General features: G+C 65.0%; 18 protein-coding genes and 1 pseudogene. 6 read left to right on the forward strand and 13 right to left on the reverse strand.

Features of this window, described 5'->3' with window-relative positions:
- Positions 1-41: 41 nt before the first annotated feature.
- Entirely contained in the window at positions 42-692 is a 651-nt protein-coding gene (locus P5G59_RS19305; protein WP_301220651.1) for a hypothetical protein, read from the reverse strand.
- 34 nt (positions 693-726) lie between these two features.
- On the reverse strand, positions 727-1,077 hold the full coding sequence (locus P5G59_RS19310; RefSeq protein ID WP_301220652.1) for a hypothetical protein: 351 nt from the start codon (positions 1,075-1,077) through the stop codon (positions 727-729).
- 102 nt (positions 1,078-1,179) lie between these two features.
- Here P5G59_RS19310 and P5G59_RS19315 point away from each other — a divergent pair, with 102 nt between their 5' ends.
- The 3 genes from P5G59_RS19315 to P5G59_RS19325 all read left to right on the forward strand — a co-directional run bounded on the left by P5G59_RS19315 (position 1,180) and on the right by P5G59_RS19325 (position 2,691).
- Positions 1,180-1,461, forward strand: a complete 282-nt coding sequence (locus tag P5G59_RS19315) for a hypothetical protein (protein WP_301220653.1) — start codon at positions 1,180-1,182, stop codon at positions 1,459-1,461.
- Positions 1,462-1,529: 68 nt separating this feature from the next.
- Entirely contained in the window at positions 1,530-2,354 is an 825-nt protein-coding gene (locus P5G59_RS19320; RefSeq protein ID WP_301220654.1) for a DUF2188 domain-containing protein, read from the forward strand.
- 43 nt (positions 2,355-2,397) lie between these two features.
- Positions 2,398-2,691, forward strand: coding sequence for a hypothetical protein (locus tag P5G59_RS19325; protein WP_301220655.1), 294 nt, complete (start codon positions 2,398-2,400; stop codon positions 2,689-2,691).
- A gap of 3 nt (positions 2,692-2,694) precedes the next feature.
- Here the strand turns inward: P5G59_RS19325 and P5G59_RS19330 are convergent, their stop codons facing one another.
- Together P5G59_RS19330 and P5G59_RS19335 are read right to left on the reverse strand one after the other, a co-directional pair.
- The gene (locus P5G59_RS19330) at positions 2,695-3,414 is read right to left on the reverse strand and encodes an RES family NAD+ phosphorylase (protein ID WP_301220656.1); all 720 of its coding nucleotides are present in this window, start codon (positions 3,412-3,414) and stop codon (positions 2,695-2,697) included.
- Entirely contained in the window at positions 3,411-3,803 is a 393-nt protein-coding gene (locus tag P5G59_RS19335) for a hypothetical protein (RefSeq protein WP_301220657.1), read from the reverse strand. The genes P5G59_RS19330 and P5G59_RS19335 overlap by 4 nt, the downstream gene beginning before the upstream one ends.
- A 29-nt stretch (positions 3,804-3,832) precedes the next feature.
- On the opposite strand from P5G59_RS19335, the gene P5G59_RS19340 reads away from it, so the two are divergent.
- Positions 3,833-5,278 (forward strand): relaxase/mobilization nuclease domain-containing protein, encoded by a 1,446-nt coding sequence (locus P5G59_RS19340; RefSeq protein ID WP_301220658.1) that lies wholly within the window; start codon positions 3,833-3,835, stop codon positions 5,276-5,278.
- An 18-nt stretch (positions 5,279-5,296) separates the two neighbouring features.
- Positions 5,297-6,178, forward strand: coding sequence for a hypothetical protein (locus P5G59_RS19345; protein ID WP_301220659.1), 882 nt, complete (start codon positions 5,297-5,299; stop codon positions 6,176-6,178).
- A gap of 45 nt (positions 6,179-6,223) precedes the next feature.
- Here the strand turns inward: P5G59_RS19345 and P5G59_RS19350 are convergent.
- The 6 genes and pseudogenes from P5G59_RS19350 to cmtR form a co-directional block, all read right to left on the reverse strand.
- Positions 6,224-6,514 (reverse strand): annotated as a pseudogene (locus P5G59_RS19350) (integrase core domain-containing protein); the annotation flags it as partial.
- Positions 6,515-6,626: 112 nt separating this feature from the next.
- The gene (locus P5G59_RS19355) at positions 6,627-8,528 is read right to left on the reverse strand and encodes a bifunctional copper resistance protein CopD/cytochrome c oxidase assembly protein (protein ID WP_301220746.1); all 1,902 of its coding nucleotides are present in this window, start codon (positions 8,526-8,528) and stop codon (positions 6,627-6,629) included.
- A 508-nt stretch (positions 8,529-9,036) separates the two neighbouring features.
- Positions 9,037-10,308 (reverse strand): sodium:proton exchanger, encoded by a 1,272-nt coding sequence (locus P5G59_RS19360; protein ID WP_301220660.1) that lies wholly within the window; start codon positions 10,306-10,308, stop codon positions 9,037-9,039.
- A gap of 38 nt (positions 10,309-10,346) precedes the next feature.
- Positions 10,347-10,907, reverse strand: a complete 561-nt coding sequence (locus P5G59_RS19365; protein WP_301220661.1) for a signal peptidase II — start codon at positions 10,905-10,907, stop codon at positions 10,347-10,349.
- Between the two features lie 25 nt (positions 10,908-10,932).
- Positions 10,933-12,846 carry a heavy metal translocating P-type ATPase gene (locus tag P5G59_RS19370; RefSeq protein ID WP_301220662.1) on the reverse strand — a complete coding sequence of 638 codons (1,914 nt, stop codon included), beginning with the start codon at positions 12,844-12,846 and terminating at the stop codon, positions 10,933-10,935.
- On the reverse strand, positions 12,846-13,205 hold the full coding sequence (cmtR, locus tag P5G59_RS19375; RefSeq protein ID WP_301220663.1) for a Cd(II)/Pb(II)-sensing metalloregulatory transcriptional regulator CmtR: 360 nt from the start codon (positions 13,203-13,205) through the stop codon (positions 12,846-12,848). The genes P5G59_RS19370 and cmtR overlap by 1 nt, the downstream gene beginning before the upstream one ends.
- Before the next feature lie 153 nt (positions 13,206-13,358).
- On the opposite strand from cmtR, the gene P5G59_RS19380 reads away from it, so the two are divergent.
- Complete coding sequence (locus tag P5G59_RS19380; RefSeq protein ID WP_301220664.1) at positions 13,359-13,628, forward strand: TFIIB-type zinc ribbon-containing protein; 270 nt, start codon at positions 13,359-13,361, stop codon at positions 13,626-13,628.
- A 47-nt stretch (positions 13,629-13,675) separates the two neighbouring features.
- On the opposite strand, the gene ccsB is transcribed toward P5G59_RS19380, so the two are convergent.
- The 3 genes from ccsB to P5G59_RS19395 form a co-directional block, all read right to left on the reverse strand.
- Entirely contained in the window at positions 13,676-14,743 is a 1,068-nt protein-coding gene (gene ccsB / locus P5G59_RS19385; RefSeq protein ID WP_301220665.1) for a c-type cytochrome biogenesis protein CcsB, read from the reverse strand.
- Positions 14,744-14,904: 161 nt separating this feature from the next.
- Positions 14,905-15,645 (reverse strand): cytochrome c biogenesis CcdA family protein, encoded by a 741-nt coding sequence (locus P5G59_RS19390; protein WP_301220666.1) that lies wholly within the window; start codon positions 15,643-15,645, stop codon positions 14,905-14,907.
- Between the two features lies 1 nt (position 15,646).
- Positions 15,647-16,261, reverse strand: a complete 615-nt coding sequence (locus P5G59_RS19395; protein ID WP_301220667.1) for a TlpA disulfide reductase family protein — start codon at positions 16,259-16,261, stop codon at positions 15,647-15,649.
- Between the last annotated feature and the right edge of the window lie 40 nt (positions 16,262-16,301).

Consider the following 16,301-nt stretch of genomic DNA (forward strand, 5'->3'; position numbering starts at 1 on the left):
CCGCGCTCGGACGGCGACCCAACGCTCCTCGCCCACCTGGCTCATTCGTCAAGGCGGAGGTAGCGCGCCTCGACGTCGTGGTGGATCTGGTCCCGCAGACATTCGGCCGCATAGATGAGCTGATTGAGCTGCAGGATGACGGCGAACCGGACGGTGGCCGTGTCCGAGACGTTCGCCAATCGCTGCGCTCGCTCCGGATCATCATGGAAGGCAACACCGTAGATGTAGTCCATGGCGATTTGATCATCGCCGAGGAGGCGCCCGGGGCCGAGCCCGTTGTCTTCCTCCAGGCGACCGGAGTACATCACCGGGGAGGTCAGCTTTCCGTCCCTCACCACGGCGTTGACTAACTGCGACAGTTCGGTCAGTTTACGAGCGCGCTCTGGCCCAACCAGCGATTTGTAGGCCTTGAGAACTGAGGGCAGATAGCAGGTGTCCTTCTGAGCGAACAACGCTCGACAGTCAACGATGGCGCTTTCCAGGATGCGCCGCTCCAGGTCGGGGGTCTCCAGGTCCGAGACCGCGAAGGTTCCATCACCCTGTGACTCCCAGGTGATAACGAGACCGAGAGTGCGGCCGTACTTTTCCCGGAGTGCGATGATCGGATTGTCGGGAAACCGATCAGCGACCCGTTCGAGGAAGACCCGGATCCGCGCCCGGTGGGTTGCCGCAGCGCTGTCGGATATCGCCATGCTGCGACGATATCGCCGTGCTGGCGGCACGCGGTCACTGTCGCTGCTCTGTTGGCTCACCCGTGCGTGGATCAAGACCGGCTCTCCAACGCTCCCGCTGTTCCTCCGGAGTCACGATCGAACCGTCTGGTGCTGTCGCTGGTGAAATGAACGCGCGCTCTTCGAGCGCCAGCTCACAAGCTCGGGTAGCGGCTCCAAGTTCGTCGTAGTAGCCCAATTGCCACCTTTCCGAACGTTTGAGGGTCCAGTGGTCGACTCGGTACTTCATGAGTGTCTCGTGCGTGAGCTGGCTGACCGCAGGTCCGTATTCGATGACGAAGTGGATCCTGCTGGCGACGTCGTCGACGACCAACCAAACCTTCTCGCCTGTGCGCAGGACTCTCATCGCAACCTCCCCCAAGATTCGAACATATGTTCTAATGAGTCGCAAGGAGGGAGGTGGGCATTGGGTCAGAATCGGCGCTATCCCGGGGCGGGGATGGACCGGGTGATCGAGCAGATCGTCACCCGCCCTCGACCGGTCTGGTTGACGAACGAGGAAGTCGATCTCGAACATGATCCGGCGGTGGAGTCACCGGCTCCTGCGCCGGCCGTCGCGTTTGTCCGGTTCCACGAGGCGGTCATCCGTCCGGAGGTCGAGGTTCTTGCATGGAACGAACATGCGGTGCGGATCCGCTTCACCACACGGGACGGGCAAAAGCACGAGGGATGGGTGTGGAAGGACGCCGTGCGTAGTCGACCCAGAAGGCAGGTGCCGCCGCGGCGCTGAGACCGTGCGCTGTGCGCTGTGCGCTGCAGCTGCGCGCCCGGCCCTTCTAGGTAATGAGGGGAGGTGCCATGACAGCTCGACGCTTCGGACCGGTGGAAATCATCGATGCGGGCACTCGCGATTCTCGCGAGACATTCGCCTGGCTGTACGTGGAGCTCGACCGAGTGCGTGCCGCGTCTGCGTGGGTTTGGCATCGAGCGTTCGTCGATCCCGCCGTACCGCTGTTGGACGGTGTCGAGCGGCTTCCGTGCCATCGGCCTGCGCCAGGTTTCGGCGGTCAGGATCTCGCCCGGCGCCCCGTGCCGATCGCCGTCGACCGGCTCACCGACGACGGCTTAGTCCTCTACGCGTTCGGCGTCCGACTCGCTGCTGTCGAGCGAGCGGTGTTGGAGCGCGCCCTGGAGGGCGCCCGCATCGAGCTCGAAGCCTTGCGAGCGATTCCTGATCGCGCAACCCGGCAGAGACGGGCTGCGATCGGCTTCCGCAAAGACCAGCCCGCTCGACCTTCCTCGCCGCTGCTCTCAGCTGCTCCGATTCCGTGGCCAGATGTGCCGGTGCGCGTCCCGGGGACCGACCGGTATCTGGCACCCGGGATCGAGTCCGCCCGCGCTGACGTACGCCCCAGGCGGCTAGAAGAGTCAAATGAGGCGGCGTACGGTGCGGGCATGCCCAGAGGAGACGTAGAGACCTTCCATGAGAACGGTGCCTGGCACAACCGCATCGAGGGCACGGGCGAGACCATCGGGGGAGCGCACAACACCCGCGACGCCGCGATCGCAGCCGGCCGCGCGGAAGCCGAGCGCCGCAAGGTCGAGCACATCGTGCACAACCTCAACGGTCAGATCGGCGACCGCTCCAGCCACGGCAACGACCCCCGCAATATCCCCGGCTAGACAGCCCCGGATCGCCGTCGGTCGTGCAACGTAGCCTGGCCTCATGCGCATCAGGGGCCTGATCCAGTCCACCGTCGTGACGGAAATCACCGCAGAGGCGGACGACGCCCAAGCGGCACGCGCGATGATCGAGGAACAGGTGCCCGACGGGTACGAACTGATCCAGGTCCACAACGCCATGCCCCGTGGCGGCCGCGTAATCGCCACCGGCCGGATTCGCCCTGCAGCCGTCGACGAACTCGACGCCACACGCTCCGATTACCAGAGTGCCCGAGCTGCCCTCCTGGCCAAGATGCCGGCGGACCACCGCCTGCTCAGCGTCCTCTCGCTGGACTGAGCGCTAGTCCTTCCAGCGAAGGTTATGGAGGCGAAACGCGTCCACAAGTTCCGGTGTCTCCGGGTGCAGCTCGAACGTCTCCTCGTTCGTCAGGTGTCCGCTGGTCACGCCATCCGCTGCCCGCTCGAAGATCGCCCACATGCGGTACTCATCACCGAAGCGTGAGGTGAACTGGATCCCGTCGACCAGGTCGTTCTGGTTCTCGTCACGCAGCTCGAAGATCCATCTGGCGATCGAGCGAGTGAGATCCCGCCGCCGCGCATCTTTCAAGACCGAGGTGTCGAGCTGGATCGGGGTCAGCTTGAAGCGGGCGAACGGGAAGTTGGCTTGGATCGCCGCAAGGCTCTCGCTGTGAGTGACGGAGCAGTACCGGCCGGTCTGGTCTGCCTTGCCCCCGAAGCGCTCCTCGAGCCACCCGTAACCGACGGTGCCGGAGGGGGCGTCCGGATAGAGCTCCACTTCACCGGCCTCGTCCTCGATCTCGTCGAGTTCGGCGTCCGTCTGCGGCTCGGGCCGGAACTGTGCGAGCACTTCCAGCAGGCAGGCTAGCAAGCTCTCGCCGGTGTAGAGCGTCCGGAATAGCTCGGCCAGTTGATCGTCCCAGCGGCCGTTGAACCGGCCTGCGTCGTTCGCGTAGCGCCAGTCAGCCCATGCCCAAGGGTCGGGGCGGTAACCCACCCGCCAGACTTGCTCGGAGACCTCCGCGATCGCCAGCCCCATCATCCGATGAAGGCGAACGCCTTGGCGGCCGCCATCACCTCCGGGCCGACCTCGTTCGGGTCGCCCTCGCGCAGCACTCGCGCCGGAGAGGCGTCATTGAGGGCAGGGTTCATGCCCTTGAACCAGGACTGGACCGTGACGGCCTCGTTCCGCTCGCGAAGCAAAGCGGCGATCTGGTAGGCGACGAACAGGCGGTCGCGGTCGGTCTCGCCGGGCTCCCGCGGGCCGACCGCCCACTCTGCCACGGGCTTCGTCGACTTGACGTTGCCGATGTAGGCCACCAGTCGCACGCCGATGATGTCGCGGAGCTTGGTCACCAGCTCAGGGAAGGTTGAACGTACCGCGTCGTCGTACGCGCGCATTCCTGGCTTCTGCGTCGTTGTGGTGGTCATATCGCCAGGCTACTCGCACAGACTGTGAGATGGGTAGCAATTTCCGTATGAAAAACGCCCACGGAAGCGATACCGGAATCGCCCTGAGAACTGCCACGACGCCCGCGGATGTGTGGCACTGCTCCCTGTCACTCCGAGCCGACGAGGGCCAGCTGAGCGACGAGAAGTGGGGCGCGATCGCGCAAGACTTCGTGGACCGGATGGGATTCACCGAGGCCAGCGGCAAGGCCGAGTGTCGGTGGGTGGCCGTGCGTCACGGTCTGTCGACCAACGGCAATGACCACATTCACATCGCGGTCTCTTTGGTGCGCGAGGACGGCACCAAGGCGAGCACCCACAACGACTTCAAGAAGGCGCAGGACACCTGCCGCGACCTCGAGCGCGAGTACGGGCTGAAGCAGCTCAGCAGCCGCGAGCACGGACTGGGGGAGCGGGGCATCAAGCCCGCCGAACAGGAACGAGCACGACGCACTGGCGCGGTCGAGGTCGACGCGCATCGGCTCGAGCGGGCCGTCCGTGCGGCGGCGGCCGCGTCGCTGGATGAGGGAGAGTTCGTGCGTCGCGTGCGCCGGGCCGGTGTCCTCATTCGGCCCCGTTTCGCGGCGGGCCGCGATGACGTGGTGGCCGGCTATTCGGTGGCGGTGCGCACCAAGCACGGCACCGCTCCGGTTTGGTACGGAGGGGGCCGGCTGGCACGTGATCTGACGCTTCCGCGGCTGCGCGAGGGGTGGCCTGACAGTCCGCTGTCGGCGCAGAGTGCGGTCGACGAGTGGAAGGCGACCAGCCGCAATCCGTGGCAGTACCGGCCGGTCGCGCCGGGCCGTGAAGAGCACGAACCGGCACCGGCGATGTGGCAGCAGTATTCGAAAGAGGTGCGCCAGCTGCGCGAGCAACTGCGTAGCATCCCGGTCGAGGACCGGGCCGCGTGGGCGCACGTCGCGCGTGACGCGGCCGGAGCGTTCGCCGCGTGGTCGCAGCGTGTGGAGACTACGCCCGGACCGCTCGCTGAAACCTCCCGTGAGCTGGCACGATCGGCGCAGATCAAGGCGCACACGTCGAAGCCGAAGAAGGTCAGCATGGGCAGCGCGGGCGGCGCCGCCATGCTGCTGATGCAGGCCGCGAGCCAGGGTCAAGGGACGATGGCCGAGGCGATCCTGATGCGGCAGTTGGCACGGCTCACCGTGGCGATCATCGACATGCACAAGGCTATCGGTGACGAGGCCTGCGCGGCGCAGATCTCGCGCACCCTGAACACGCAGATGGCCACGGTCGCATCCCGGCTTCCGGAGGTTCCGCGGAAGGGACAGACGGGGCCGGCGACTGACGTCGACGAGCGCGCCCCCGAGTCTGTGCGGATCGCGCAGACGGGCTTGAGCGCACCGCGGCCTGGGTCGCCGCTACCGACAAAGGTCGAACCCGCAAAGCTCTACAAGCCCGCGACGGGACCAGATCAAGACCGCGGCATCGGAAGATAAAACGGAAGGTGGCAGATCATGGCTGAGGACAACGACGGCATCGCAGACGCCCTCGACGGGCAGCTGCGGATCGCGCTCACGGTCGCGGCGCAGATGGGCGCCCGACTGGCTCGGCTGCGCGAAGAACTCGCCCGCACCCGGCAGGCGCAGACCGAGCAGCAGAACCGCGAGCTTCAGGTGCGTTTCGACGCCGAGCGGGCCGCCGCCCGTGCCGAACTGGCTCCGGTCTACGAGCGCAGCTGGTGGGTCACCGCGAGCGTCGAGCAGATCGCAGGCGTGCACGAGATGGTGACCGCCTGGCACGGCATCGACCCGGAGGCCGACCGTGCAGGGGAGCGCATCGCCCAGGAGTTGCAGGAGCGTTATGGCCTCGACGTTCGCAACCTCGACGCGGATCCCGCCGCGGTGCGTGAGGCGATCGCCCAGGCGGAGCGTGCTCGAGCGGACGCAGCTGCACAGCGCGGCGAGAGCGCCGTCGATGTGGTCGAAGCGGGCGCGTTCCTCGCTGCAGCAGAGACCATGGATCGCGCAGCCGAGGAACGCACGCGTGAGGCGAACGAGCAGGATCAGCGCATCCTCAACGGCGACGCCGGCGACGTCGACCAGGTGCGCGCGGACGCGGAGAGCAACCGTGACGCAGCAGACGACCTCACCGCACGCGCGGACGTCGACCGCGGGAACGCCGCCGACGCTTTCGACAGCGCCGAGCGTCGCGCGCAGCTCGCCGCATCGCTCGAAGGCAAGGTCAACCCTGCCGTGATCGACGCCCGCCTCACCGCAGCCGCAGACCAGGCCCGACACCCGCGCGAGGCGGTCTCCACCGCCCCAAAGCGTGCGGCAAGAGCGCGACGTGTATCCACTGGCCAGGGGCAGCAGCGCGAGCGTCAACTGGGCCGCTGAAGCGACACGCTCGAAGCGACCAACATAAGGCAATCGCCAACAGCACTAGCTATCGATCGCTAGTTGTAGTTCCCCGAGGTTGTGAACGCGGGCTGAGGGGACTTGGCCTCCGATTCCCGTGTGGGGTCGGTGGTGATTGTAGTGATGGAGCCAGATGTCGTAGGTGGCTGCTCTGGCTTCGTCGCTGAGGTAGGCGGCGGCGTAGGCCCATTCGGTGGCGAGGGTGCGGTTGAATCGCTCGACCTTGCCGTTAGTCTGCGGCCGGTATGGGCGGGTGAATTGGTGTTGGACGCTTGCGCCGAGCGCGGCAGTGAACGCGTGCGACCGGTAGCAGGACTCGGCCATGAGCGTAAGTGGAAGCGCCGCCGAGGATGAGTGCGGTGCATGCTGCAGCGAGCCCGTTGGCGATTCTTTCCTCCCCGCGCTTGGGAATAGGGCGGGCGAAGCGCTAGGGGTTGCGCCGTGCGAGCGCAGCGACTCGCTCGTTGTAGGCGTTCAGTTCGGCGTCTCCCGTCCGGTCGGCGTTGCGGTCCTGCCGCTTCGTCTCGCGCTCGTCGCTGCGGCTCCATTGGATGGCGACCACGATCGCCAGGATGACCGTCGGGATCTCGCCGATGCTCCACGCGATGCCGCCGCCCGCCTGCTGGTCGACCAGCGGCGAGTCGCCCCAGGTGCGGCCCATCGCGCCGAACCAGTCGGCGAGGAGCAGACCGTGCATCTGCATGATCGACAGGCCGAAGAAGGCGTGGAACGCCATGGTGAGCAGTAGCAGGAGCAGCCGGAACGGGTACGCCAGCCGGTACTTGACCGGGTCGATGCCGATCAGCGACTGCACGAACAGGTACCCCGTGATGAGGAAGTGGACGATCATCCACTCGTGCCCGATGTGGTCGGTGGTCGCCCAGCGGATCACGGGCGTGTAGTAGAAGACCCACAGCGAGCCGGCGAAGAGGATCGCCGCGACGATCGGGTTGGAGATGACCGCGGCGAAGCGGGAGTGGACGGCCAGCAGCAGCCATTCCCGGCCGCCGCGTGACCCGTCACGACGCTTGCGGATGGCGCGTGCGGCAAGCGTGATCGGCGCACCGGGTACGAGCAGCAGCGGGACGCCCATCGTCAGCACCATGTGGGCCGACATGTGCGCCGAGAAGAGGTACTTCTCGTAGACGTTGACGCCGCCGTTGGTGATGTAGAAGAGCAGGACGATGCCCAGCGTCCACAGGATCGTGCGGTAGATGGGCCATTTGTCGCCGCGTCGCCGCAGCCGCCACACGGCGGCGAAGTAGAAGAAGAGGGCGAACGCGCAGGCGAGCACCCACAGCAGATCGAAGTTCCACGAAGTGAACAGCCGCTCGAACGAGAGCGCGGGCGGCAGCTTCTCGCCGGTCAGGATCTCGGCGGGCGTCGGAGTGGCAGCGCGCGTCTCGGGGGCCGGCGTGACGGTGCGGGCGAGCGCCGCGGCCACACCCGAGGCGATGCCCATGAAGGCAAGCTCCGCCACGACGATCCACCAGAAGCTGCGCGTCTCGCCCGTCGTCTTCAGCCGGCCGATCAGGTAGCGGCGCTGCGTCAGGCCGAACAGGCCGAGCGCCACCAGCGCAGCCACCTTGACGAGCACGAGGATGCCGTACGGCGTCGCCAGCTCGGCGAGCGTGCCCACGCGCAGCTCCGCATTCACATAGCCGGAGGCGGCCACGACGATGAAGCAGATGAGAGCGACCGTGGAGTAGCGCTCCAAGACCGTGAGCAGCCTTCCCTTGCCGAAGGTGTGCTTGACAACGATCAGCGTCACCAGACCGCCGAGCCAGATCGCGGCGAACAGCACGTGCAGGCCGAACGACGTCACCGCGGCATCGTGCCCGGCCGCCTCGGCACTGTGACCCTGCTGCGCCATCGGGACGACGGTCGCCATCGCCAGCAGAGTGACGAACACGATCGCCGTCTGGTTGCGAACCGCGAAGCACAGCACGGTGACCGCCGCGGCGATCAGGGTGATGCCCAGCCATGCCTGGCCGAGCGAGACGCTGGTGATGAACGAGCTCAGCCCGTTGCTGAACGTGGCGTCGAACGACCACGGCACGTTCGAGACGCTGACGAAGGTGAACAGTCCGGTCGCGGCGGAGGCGACCGTCATGACCGCAGCGCTCCCAGCCGCGAAGTCGAGCGCAGTGCCGTACTCGTCACGGTCGGGGCTGAACGCGAAGCACGCCAGCACCAGTGCACCGACCGTGCCGGCCAGGCTGAGATTGACCACCAGCGTCGCGGCCGGGAGACCCCAGCGCACCAGCGCGCCCGGATCGGCCAGGAGCGGAGCGGACGCTCCGCCGCCGAACGCGAGGGCGGCCATCATCGCCACCGCAGCCGTCAGCAGCAGCGCGGCGGGGCCGATCACGCGGAAGACTCGTGGCACCCGTCCACCTTATGCAGCGACTTGGTGAGTAACGCGCGCGTCACTCACCAAGACTTATCCGAATAGGCGGGGATGGATGACGCCCGCATGGCCCAATGCCGCTTTTAGCGTCAGTCGCTGGTGACGTCGAGTGTGTACTCGGCGAACTGAGGGCTGTGAAATCGACTTTCCGCGACGTGCCAACGTCAGCGCCGGTGATCCGAGAGCCAGCGTCTAGGAGCCCCACGGCGGTAGCTCGGTTTGTACTACTTGAACCCTGATATCGGGGACGCCGAGCGGATGGTTTCAGCATCATCAGAATCGCTGGCCTCTGTTTTGTCGCGATGTACGAGTCAATGATGGGAGCCTCGCGAAGCAAAAGGATTCGTCGTAGTGACTCATCGCACCTACCCGTGGTAGAGGTGGCGGCTTGTGAGAGGTGCCAGCATCGGATCAGTGCCGGCGACCTCTAATTGTCCTCCGCTTTGCGCGACCCTGGGCGCGGACGGACTCCGGCACGGAGGAGGGGGGGCACGTCGTGACGGTGTACAAGGAGGAAGGCCACTGCCACGAGGACGTAAACGACCGACATGGCATAGCGTGCGTGCTCGTCTGGGAGGACGAATTGTGCGGTGAACAAGCCAAGTAGGAGAAGCGCTTTTCCGCCGGTCAGTCTCAGGTTTACCAGGACTGCAATTCCAAGGATGGTTTGTGCAGTGGTCAGAACGAGTTCTTCTGTTTGGCGTGCATCAAGCGGCAATCCTGCCGCTGCGCCGCCACCGAGGTAGTAAGCGATGGGGAGGCAGGCGATGAGCAGGGTCCATTGGTTGAGTTTCGCGGCCAGGAGGGCTGTCATGCCGTCATTGGCGCGGTTGCGAAGCGCGAAGGTTATGGCAACGAGGACTTCGGGGGATTCGGACGCGATTGGTGCCAGCCACTGAACGAGGAGAAATCGGTCTACCCCTAGTTGGCTGCCGGCTTCCACGAGGGCTTGTCCGAACGGTTCTGCAGCGCTGAGGATTACGATGGCTGCTGCCACAAATAGGCCGGCAACCAGGAGGCGCCGGCGCAGCGGCGGCTGCGCTGCGACGGTAGCGGCGACTCCGGTGAGTTCTTCTTCTGAATCGGTGTTTCCTCGGATCCGCCACAGATACCCCGCAAAGAGCGCACCCAAAACAAGGGTGTCATACCACGCCAGTCGCCCGGTTAGGGGGATGATCAGGGCGTACAGGGTGGCGGCGCCGAGGAACCACAGTTCGATTCGCCGCTGCTTGTCGAGTTGTATTCCGCTGCGGAACCATCCTTTGTATTCGGAGGTGGGGCGGCGGCGGATGGCCCAAATTGCAACAAAGGTCAGGATCGGCCAGGCGACACCGATCAGCAAACGATTTGCGCCGGTCATGTTGGCGGTGGCGTAGGCGGCGTAGGCGGGGTCACTACCGGAGCGGTAGGCGAAGAAGATGTCCACGGCGTATTCCGGCAAGATTGCAACAACCGATAACAGGGCAAGAGCGAGGCTGCCGGAGATGTCTGCGCGAACCGCTTCTGCCGCCCACATCAGGAGCGCTACTGATGCTAGAACTCCCACACCGAACACAATCACGGCAACAGCCGGGGCCAAGGACATGCCGGTGAGCCGAACGGCAACTGCAGGTGTCGCCGCAAGTAGTGCTAGTGAGATCCGGATTGCTGCGGTGCGAGCGGGCAGTACCGCGTTGGATTCCTTAGCCGTCTCACTCACATCCAGGTACCTTTCTCTTGATCAGCATTGGGATCAATTCACACCGAGTCGGCGGCATCACGCGGACCCTTACCGTTGTTCCGGGTGCTCGTGAGCGCGAACAGGGCCGCGACGACCAAGCCCACGACGATGCAGATGTCAGCGATATTGCCGATGAACCAGTTGCCATAGGCGAGGAAATCCACAACGTAACCGCGCCCGAACCCCGGTGAGCGAAATAACCTATCCGCGGCGTGAGAGGTTGCGGCGCCTCCGACAACGCCGATCACGACTGCCCACCGGGCACGCCGGACACGTATCGCTAGGACGACCGCGGCAATGGCTGCAATCACAGAGACGATGGTGAATATCCAGGTGGCACCTGCGCCCAAAGAAAAGGCTCCGCCCGGGTTGTATGTCAGCTGTAGGCCGAAGAGATCGCCGATCAGAGGGGTCCGGTTGCCTGGCGTAAGCATCACTTCCGCAAGTTCCTTGGTTGACTGATCCAGGGCTACCACTAATGCTCCGAGCACAAAGGTGATGAGAACCAACAACCATCGGGCACGACCGGAAACAACGTCCACGCGCGAGCGTCGAGGTGCGTGTGCTGGTTGCGTCATGCAGCGGGCCCTCGCTTCCGCCGCATCATGGTTCCAACCGCGGTCGCCGCGAGCGGGCGGCCCGTAGCCCATTGAGGATGACGATAACCTCGGCCACTTCGTGGACGAGTACGACCGCCGCCAACCCAAGTATCCCGAATGCCGCCAGCGGCAACAGCACGGCGATGATCAGCAACGACAGCAGGATGTTTTGATTGATGATGGCCCTGCCTCGTCGTGCATGGTCTAGCGCGAGGGGGATGAGTCGTAGGTCATGGCCGGTGAAAGCAATGTCGGCCGATTCGATGGCGGCATCCGAGCCGGTGGCGCCCATCGCGATTCCAACGTCCGCGCCGGCCAGGGCCGGGGCGTCATTGATGCCATCGCCGATCATTGCGGTTGGAGCGACGCGGCTCATCGTCGCCACGGCTGCCGCCTTGTCTTCGGGTCGAAGCTCAGCGCGGACGTCCTGAATCCGTGCTTGCGCTGCGAGCGCGTGCGCGGTCCTTTCGTTATCCCCGGTCAGCATCGTGACCTCAACTCCTCGCTCACGGAGAGACTCGATCACCTCTGGCACTTCCGGACGCAGTTCATCGCGGACCCCGATCGCTCCAGCGAACTGATTGTCAAAGTAAATGATCACGACGGTCATGCCCTGGCCCTCGAGATCGCTGACCTCCTGGTCCATCTTTCCCGGCGGAAGCCAGCGGGGACTGCCGATGGATACTGTGATCCCGTCCACGACACCCGTCACGCCGTGTCCGGCTGTTTCAGTTACATCGACAGCTTCGGGCGCGTCTGGATGGCTGGCGGCAATGGCGGCCGCAAGTGGGTGCTTACTATGCATCTCAACACTTGCCGCCCTTCTCAGCAGGTCGGCCGGCTCCGTTCCAGGGACCGTGATGACTTGTGCGATTGTCGGCTGGTTGCGTGTGAGGGTTCCCGTCTTGTCCACAGCGAACCGGCGCACCCCACCGAACCGTTCGAAGGTGGCTCCGGACTTGATCACCACTCCAAACTTGCTGGCAGCGCCGATCGCCGACACAACCGTCACAGGGACCGCAATAGCCAGGGCGCACGGTGACGCAGCAACCAGCACCACTAAGGCCCGGGTAACCCACACCTCTGGATCACCGAACAAGGAACCGATGACCCCGATTAGAACGGCAAGGATCATCACGCCGGGAACAAGCGGCTTGGCGATCCGATCGGCCAGTCGAGCCCGCGCCCCTTTATCGGCCTGAGCCTGCTCCACCAGGTGGACGATTGTGGTCAAAGAGTTATCCGTGCCGGCGGCGCTCACCTCCACCTCCAAGACCCCGGAGGTGTTGATCGACCCGGCTGAAATCGTGTCGCCAGCCGAGACTTCCACCGGAATCGACTCCCCCGTGATCGCCGAGGTATCCAAGGCGCTTCGGCCCGACCGTACGACACCGTCTGTGGCGACCCGGTCTCCGGGACGCACTAGCAACAAGTCGCCGACCGCCAATTCGCGAGCAGAGACTTCGCGAATGAGTTCCCCTTCGCGCAGCGTCGCTGTTTCTGGGACAAGCCTTAGCAAGGCACGCAAACCCGCCCGTGCACGGTCCATTGCTTTGTCCTCGAGCGCTTCAGCGATCGAGTACAAAAAAGCAAGCGCAGCAGCTTCTTCAACAAAGCCGAGGATTACTGCACCCGTGGCGCTGATGCTCATCAAAAGGCCGATTCCCAGCCTGCCTTTGCCGAACAGCTTTCGGAGTGCGCCCGGGACAAACGTTGCGGCACCCAACAACAGCGCGATCCAAAACAGCACCAGGGACGCTAGCTCAAAGCCCGTCCATTGGAGGATCAGGCCGGCCAAGAAGGCGGCCCCGGAACTGATAGGGATGAGGACTTCTCGGTCCCTCCACCAAGGGCCGTCGCCCTCGTCCTCCTCCTCGAAGGAGTCCACGTCATCGACCCGTGACCCTGCGACCGACATTATGCTTGCTCCTCCATTCCCACGTCGTGGCAAGTCGAGCAGCCAGGATCGAGGCACGGCGCGTTTTCATCAACAGCCAGCGTCACGTCAATGAGAGACGCAAGAGCTCGGCCCAGGTGAGGATCGGCGATCTCATAACGCGTTTGACGGCCCTCCGGCTCAGCCACCACGATTCCGCAATCGCGCAGACACGTCAGATGGTTTGAAACGTTGGAGCGTGTAAGGTCGAGTTCTCGCGCCAGCTCAGTGGGGTACGAAGGTCGGTCCAGGAGCGTCATTAGGATCCTCGATCGAGTGGGATCAGCCATCGCCCTCCCCAACCGGTTCATGACATCAAGACGCGAAGCAATAGTCAGCACACGCTGACTATACATCCTTTGCTGAACGATTCGCTCTGCGCTACCGTAGCTTCACCGGGCACAGCACAGGTGAGTACCGCTGCTCTACCTGATCCGTCCGTCCGTCACCCGGGGAAGCTGGATCCCGGAGCTAACTCCAGAAAATGGTGGTTCATGAAGTGCCCAGTTGACGGAGAGACTCTTCTCCTTTCGGAACGCTCAGGGATCGAAATCGATTACTGCCCAGCGTGTCGAGGCGTGTGGTTGGATCGGGGAGAGTTGGACAAGATCGTCGAGCGATCAGAACCGGGTGTGTCATCCCCATCCGGTCCCGCTGATCGGGACTGGGGCAGCTCCGACAGCTCCGGCCGCTATCACGGTAGAGGTGATGCCCCCGCTGGCAAGCGGCGTGGCGGCTGGCTCGGTGAACTGTTCGGGGATTGATTGTACGGCTCGCTTCAACCGATGCAGCTAAAGGTTCAAGGCATCCGCTATAGACCGCTGTACGTGTGCAGGCCTTTGAAGAAGACGTTCACGATGCCGAAGTTGAACAGCACCGCGGCGAAGCCGATGATCGCCAGCCAGGCCGAACGGGATCCGCGCCAACCGCGGGTCGCGCGGGCGTGGATGTAGCCGGCGTAGATCACCCAGATGATGAAGGTCCAGACCTCCTTGGTGTCCCACCCCCAGTACCGGCCCCACGCCCTTGCTGCCCAGATGGCTCCCGCGATCAACGTGAAGGTCCACGCGATGAAGCCGACGATATTGATCCGATACGCCAGGTTCTCCAAAGCGCCCGAGCTCGGCAGGGTCGCCAGGAACCGGAACTGCTGAGGGCGCGACTCCGCCACCTGCCGCTCCCGCCGGTACTGCAGCAGTTGCAGACCCGACAGTGCGAACCCGAGGGCGAAGAACGCCGTGCCCAGCACGGCCACGATGATGTGGATGACCAGCCAGTACGACTGCAGCGCCGGCTGCAAGGGCACGACCGGCACGTAGTACCGCAGGAGCGCGATGCCTTGCAGCACCAAAACCAGTCCGAGGACGAAGGTGCCAACGTAGGTGATCGGCCATTTCAGGTTGGCGATGAGGAAGACCCCGATGATGACGAGAGTCCCCGTCATCGAGAATTCCCACATGTTCGCCCAGGGCACCCGGGCGGCCGCGAAACCGCGCAACACGTCGGCGACCAGGTGGAACGCGAAGCCGATGATCGTCAGAGTGAACGCCCACTTCAGGGACGCTCCGCCTCCTGCGCCGTTCATCACATCGTCTTCGACGCGCGTGCTGATGCGCGAGGAGAGCCTGCCGAGCGCAGAGGAGGGCGGGGGTGGCGTCGCAGTGCTGCTGCCGCCGGTCACCGTGGTCGCCGGTGCTCCCACCGGAGCGGCGGCCTCCGCACGTCGTGCCACCGCACTCGGCACGACGGCAGCCTCCACTGCGGTCGCTCGAGCGCCGCGCCGGGCGAGATCGAGCGCGAAAGCGATGAACGCCGCCGCATAGAGCCCCATCGCCGTGTACAGGAACACGGTCGACAGTTGAGCCAGATTTTCGGTCACGATTCAAGCCTAAGTCGTTAGATCAGGGCCAGGCCAGGCCCGATGAGGCAGGCAAGCGGCGGGTTGTCGGGGATGAAGTACCTGGTGGTGCGTCGGCCCGGCGGCCGTGCGCAGCTTCGGCCGTGGCGTCTGGGTCCTCCGGCGGGGCCCAATCGATGTGATCAGAGGGGCGGCTCAAAACCTTGGATCACCGCCAAGAACTGTGACATGAGCTCGCTCCACAGACCGGTCACCATCAGGATGCCGATGAGAACCAGGAGCCCGCCGCCAATGATATTGATCGCGTGAATGTGTTTCTTCAGGAAAGCGACGGATCCCGCCACCCTGTCGAAGCCGAGGGCGACCAGGAGGAACGGGATGCCGAGGCCGATGCAGTAGAACAGGCCGAGCAGGGCTCCGCGCCAGGGCGAACCGCTGCCCACACTGAGGGCGCTGATGGCTGCGAGGGTCGGGCCGATGCACGGCGTCCATCCCAGCCCGAACACGATGCCGAGCACGGGTGCACCGATCAGCCCGGTGGCCGGACGCCAGGACGGCTTGATGGTGCGCTGGAGGAAGGAGAACTGCCCGATGAAGACGAGCCCCATCGCGATCACGAACGCGCCGAGGATCCGAACCACCACATCCTGCCAGCGCACCAGCCAGAAGCCGAGAGCCCCGAAGGCGGCCCCGTAGGCGATGAACACAATGCCGAACCCGAGGACGAACAGGGCAACGCCGATCAGCAGCCGCGATCGGTCCCGCTTGACCCCCGGGTCGCTGAAACTCCCAACATACGCCAGGTAGCCGGGCACCAGCGGCAGCACGCACGGGGACGCGAATGCGACGAGCCCCGCGAGGAGCGCGATCGGCAGCGCCACCAGGAGCTGGCCGCTGAAGACGATCTGACCGACGTCGCCCACCTCAGTGCTCATCCACGGCGTCGGAGATCAGGGAATCCAGGATGCTCTTGTCCGGGATGGCGCCCAGGATGCGCGCGGCGACGCGGCCCTTCTTGTCCACGACGAGGGTCGTTGGCGTGGCCTTCGGCGGCACTGTCTTGCTGAACGCGAGGAGGACCGAACCGCTGTCGCGGTCGAGCACCGACGGGTACGTGACGCCCTTGTCCTTCTCGAAGCTCGCCGCTGTCTGCGCGGAGTCGTAGAGGTTCACCCCGAGGAAGGCGACACCCCGGTCCGCGTACTTCTGACTGAGCGACTGGAGCATCGGAGCCTCCACTCGGCAGGGCGGGCAGCCGGCGTACCAGAAGTTCACGACGAGGACCTTACCGGCGTACTTCGCCGAGCTGACGGTGCTGCCGTCCTGCAGCGTGCCGGTGAACGAGACGGGCGCTCCCCGGTTGGCGGCGGCGTACTCGCTCACCGTGCCGTCGCCGGCGATGTAGTTCTGCCCGTTTCCGGAGCGGTACTGGGTGGCCAGGCTGTCGTTCGCGGTGCAGCCGGTCAGGACGAGCGCCGTCGCCGCGGCCATGGCTGCGATGGGCAGGAGGAGGCGAGAGCTGAGACGGTAGGCGGGCATCACGCTTCCCCCGCATCGGTCATAGCGACCAGGAGACTCG

It is taken from the genome of Leifsonia virtsii, assembly GCF_030433675.1.
GTDB classification, from domain to species: Bacteria; Actinomycetota; Actinomycetes; order Actinomycetales; family Microbacteriaceae; genus Leifsonia; species Leifsonia virtsii.

Coding starts and splice junctions, on each gene's coding strand:
- P5G59_RS19305 (WP_301220651.1), bottom strand. CDS start 692: ATGGCGATATCCGACAGCGCTGCGGCAACCCACCGGGCGCGGATCCGG.
- P5G59_RS19310 (WP_301220652.1), bottom strand. CDS start 1,077: ATGAGAGTCCTGCGCACAGGCGAGAAGGTTTGGTTGGTCGTCGACGAC.
- P5G59_RS19320 (WP_301220654.1), top strand. CDS start 1,530: ATGACAGCTCGACGCTTCGGACCGGTGGAAATCATCGATGCGGGCACT.
- P5G59_RS19325 (WP_301220655.1), top strand. CDS start 2,398: ATGCGCATCAGGGGCCTGATCCAGTCCACCGTCGTGACGGAAATCACC.
- P5G59_RS19330 (WP_301220656.1), bottom strand. CDS start 3,414: ATGATGGGGCTGGCGATCGCGGAGGTCTCCGAGCAAGTCTGGCGGGTG.
- P5G59_RS19335 (WP_301220657.1), bottom strand. CDS start 3,803: ATGACCACCACAACGACGCAGAAGCCAGGAATGCGCGCGTACGACGAC.
- P5G59_RS19340 (WP_301220658.1), top strand. CDS start 3,833: ATGGGTAGCAATTTCCGTATGAAAAACGCCCACGGAAGCGATACCGGA.
- P5G59_RS19345 (WP_301220659.1), top strand. CDS start 5,297: ATGGCTGAGGACAACGACGGCATCGCAGACGCCCTCGACGGGCAGCTG.
- P5G59_RS19355 (WP_301220746.1), bottom strand. CDS start 8,528: ATGATGGCCGCCCTCGCGTTCGGCGGCGGAGCGTCCGCTCCGCTCCTG.
- P5G59_RS19365 (WP_301220661.1), bottom strand. CDS start 10,907: ATGACGCAACCAGCACACGCACCTCGACGCTCGCGCGTGGACGTTGTT.
- P5G59_RS19370 (WP_301220662.1), bottom strand. CDS start 12,846: ATGTCGGTCGCAGGGTCACGGGTCGATGACGTGGACTCCTTCGAGGAG.
- P5G59_RS19380 (WP_301220664.1), top strand. CDS start 13,359: ATGAAGTGCCCAGTTGACGGAGAGACTCTTCTCCTTTCGGAACGCTCA.
- P5G59_RS19395 (WP_301220667.1), bottom strand. CDS start 16,261: ATGCCCGCCTACCGTCTCAGCTCTCGCCTCCTCCTGCCCATCGCAGCC.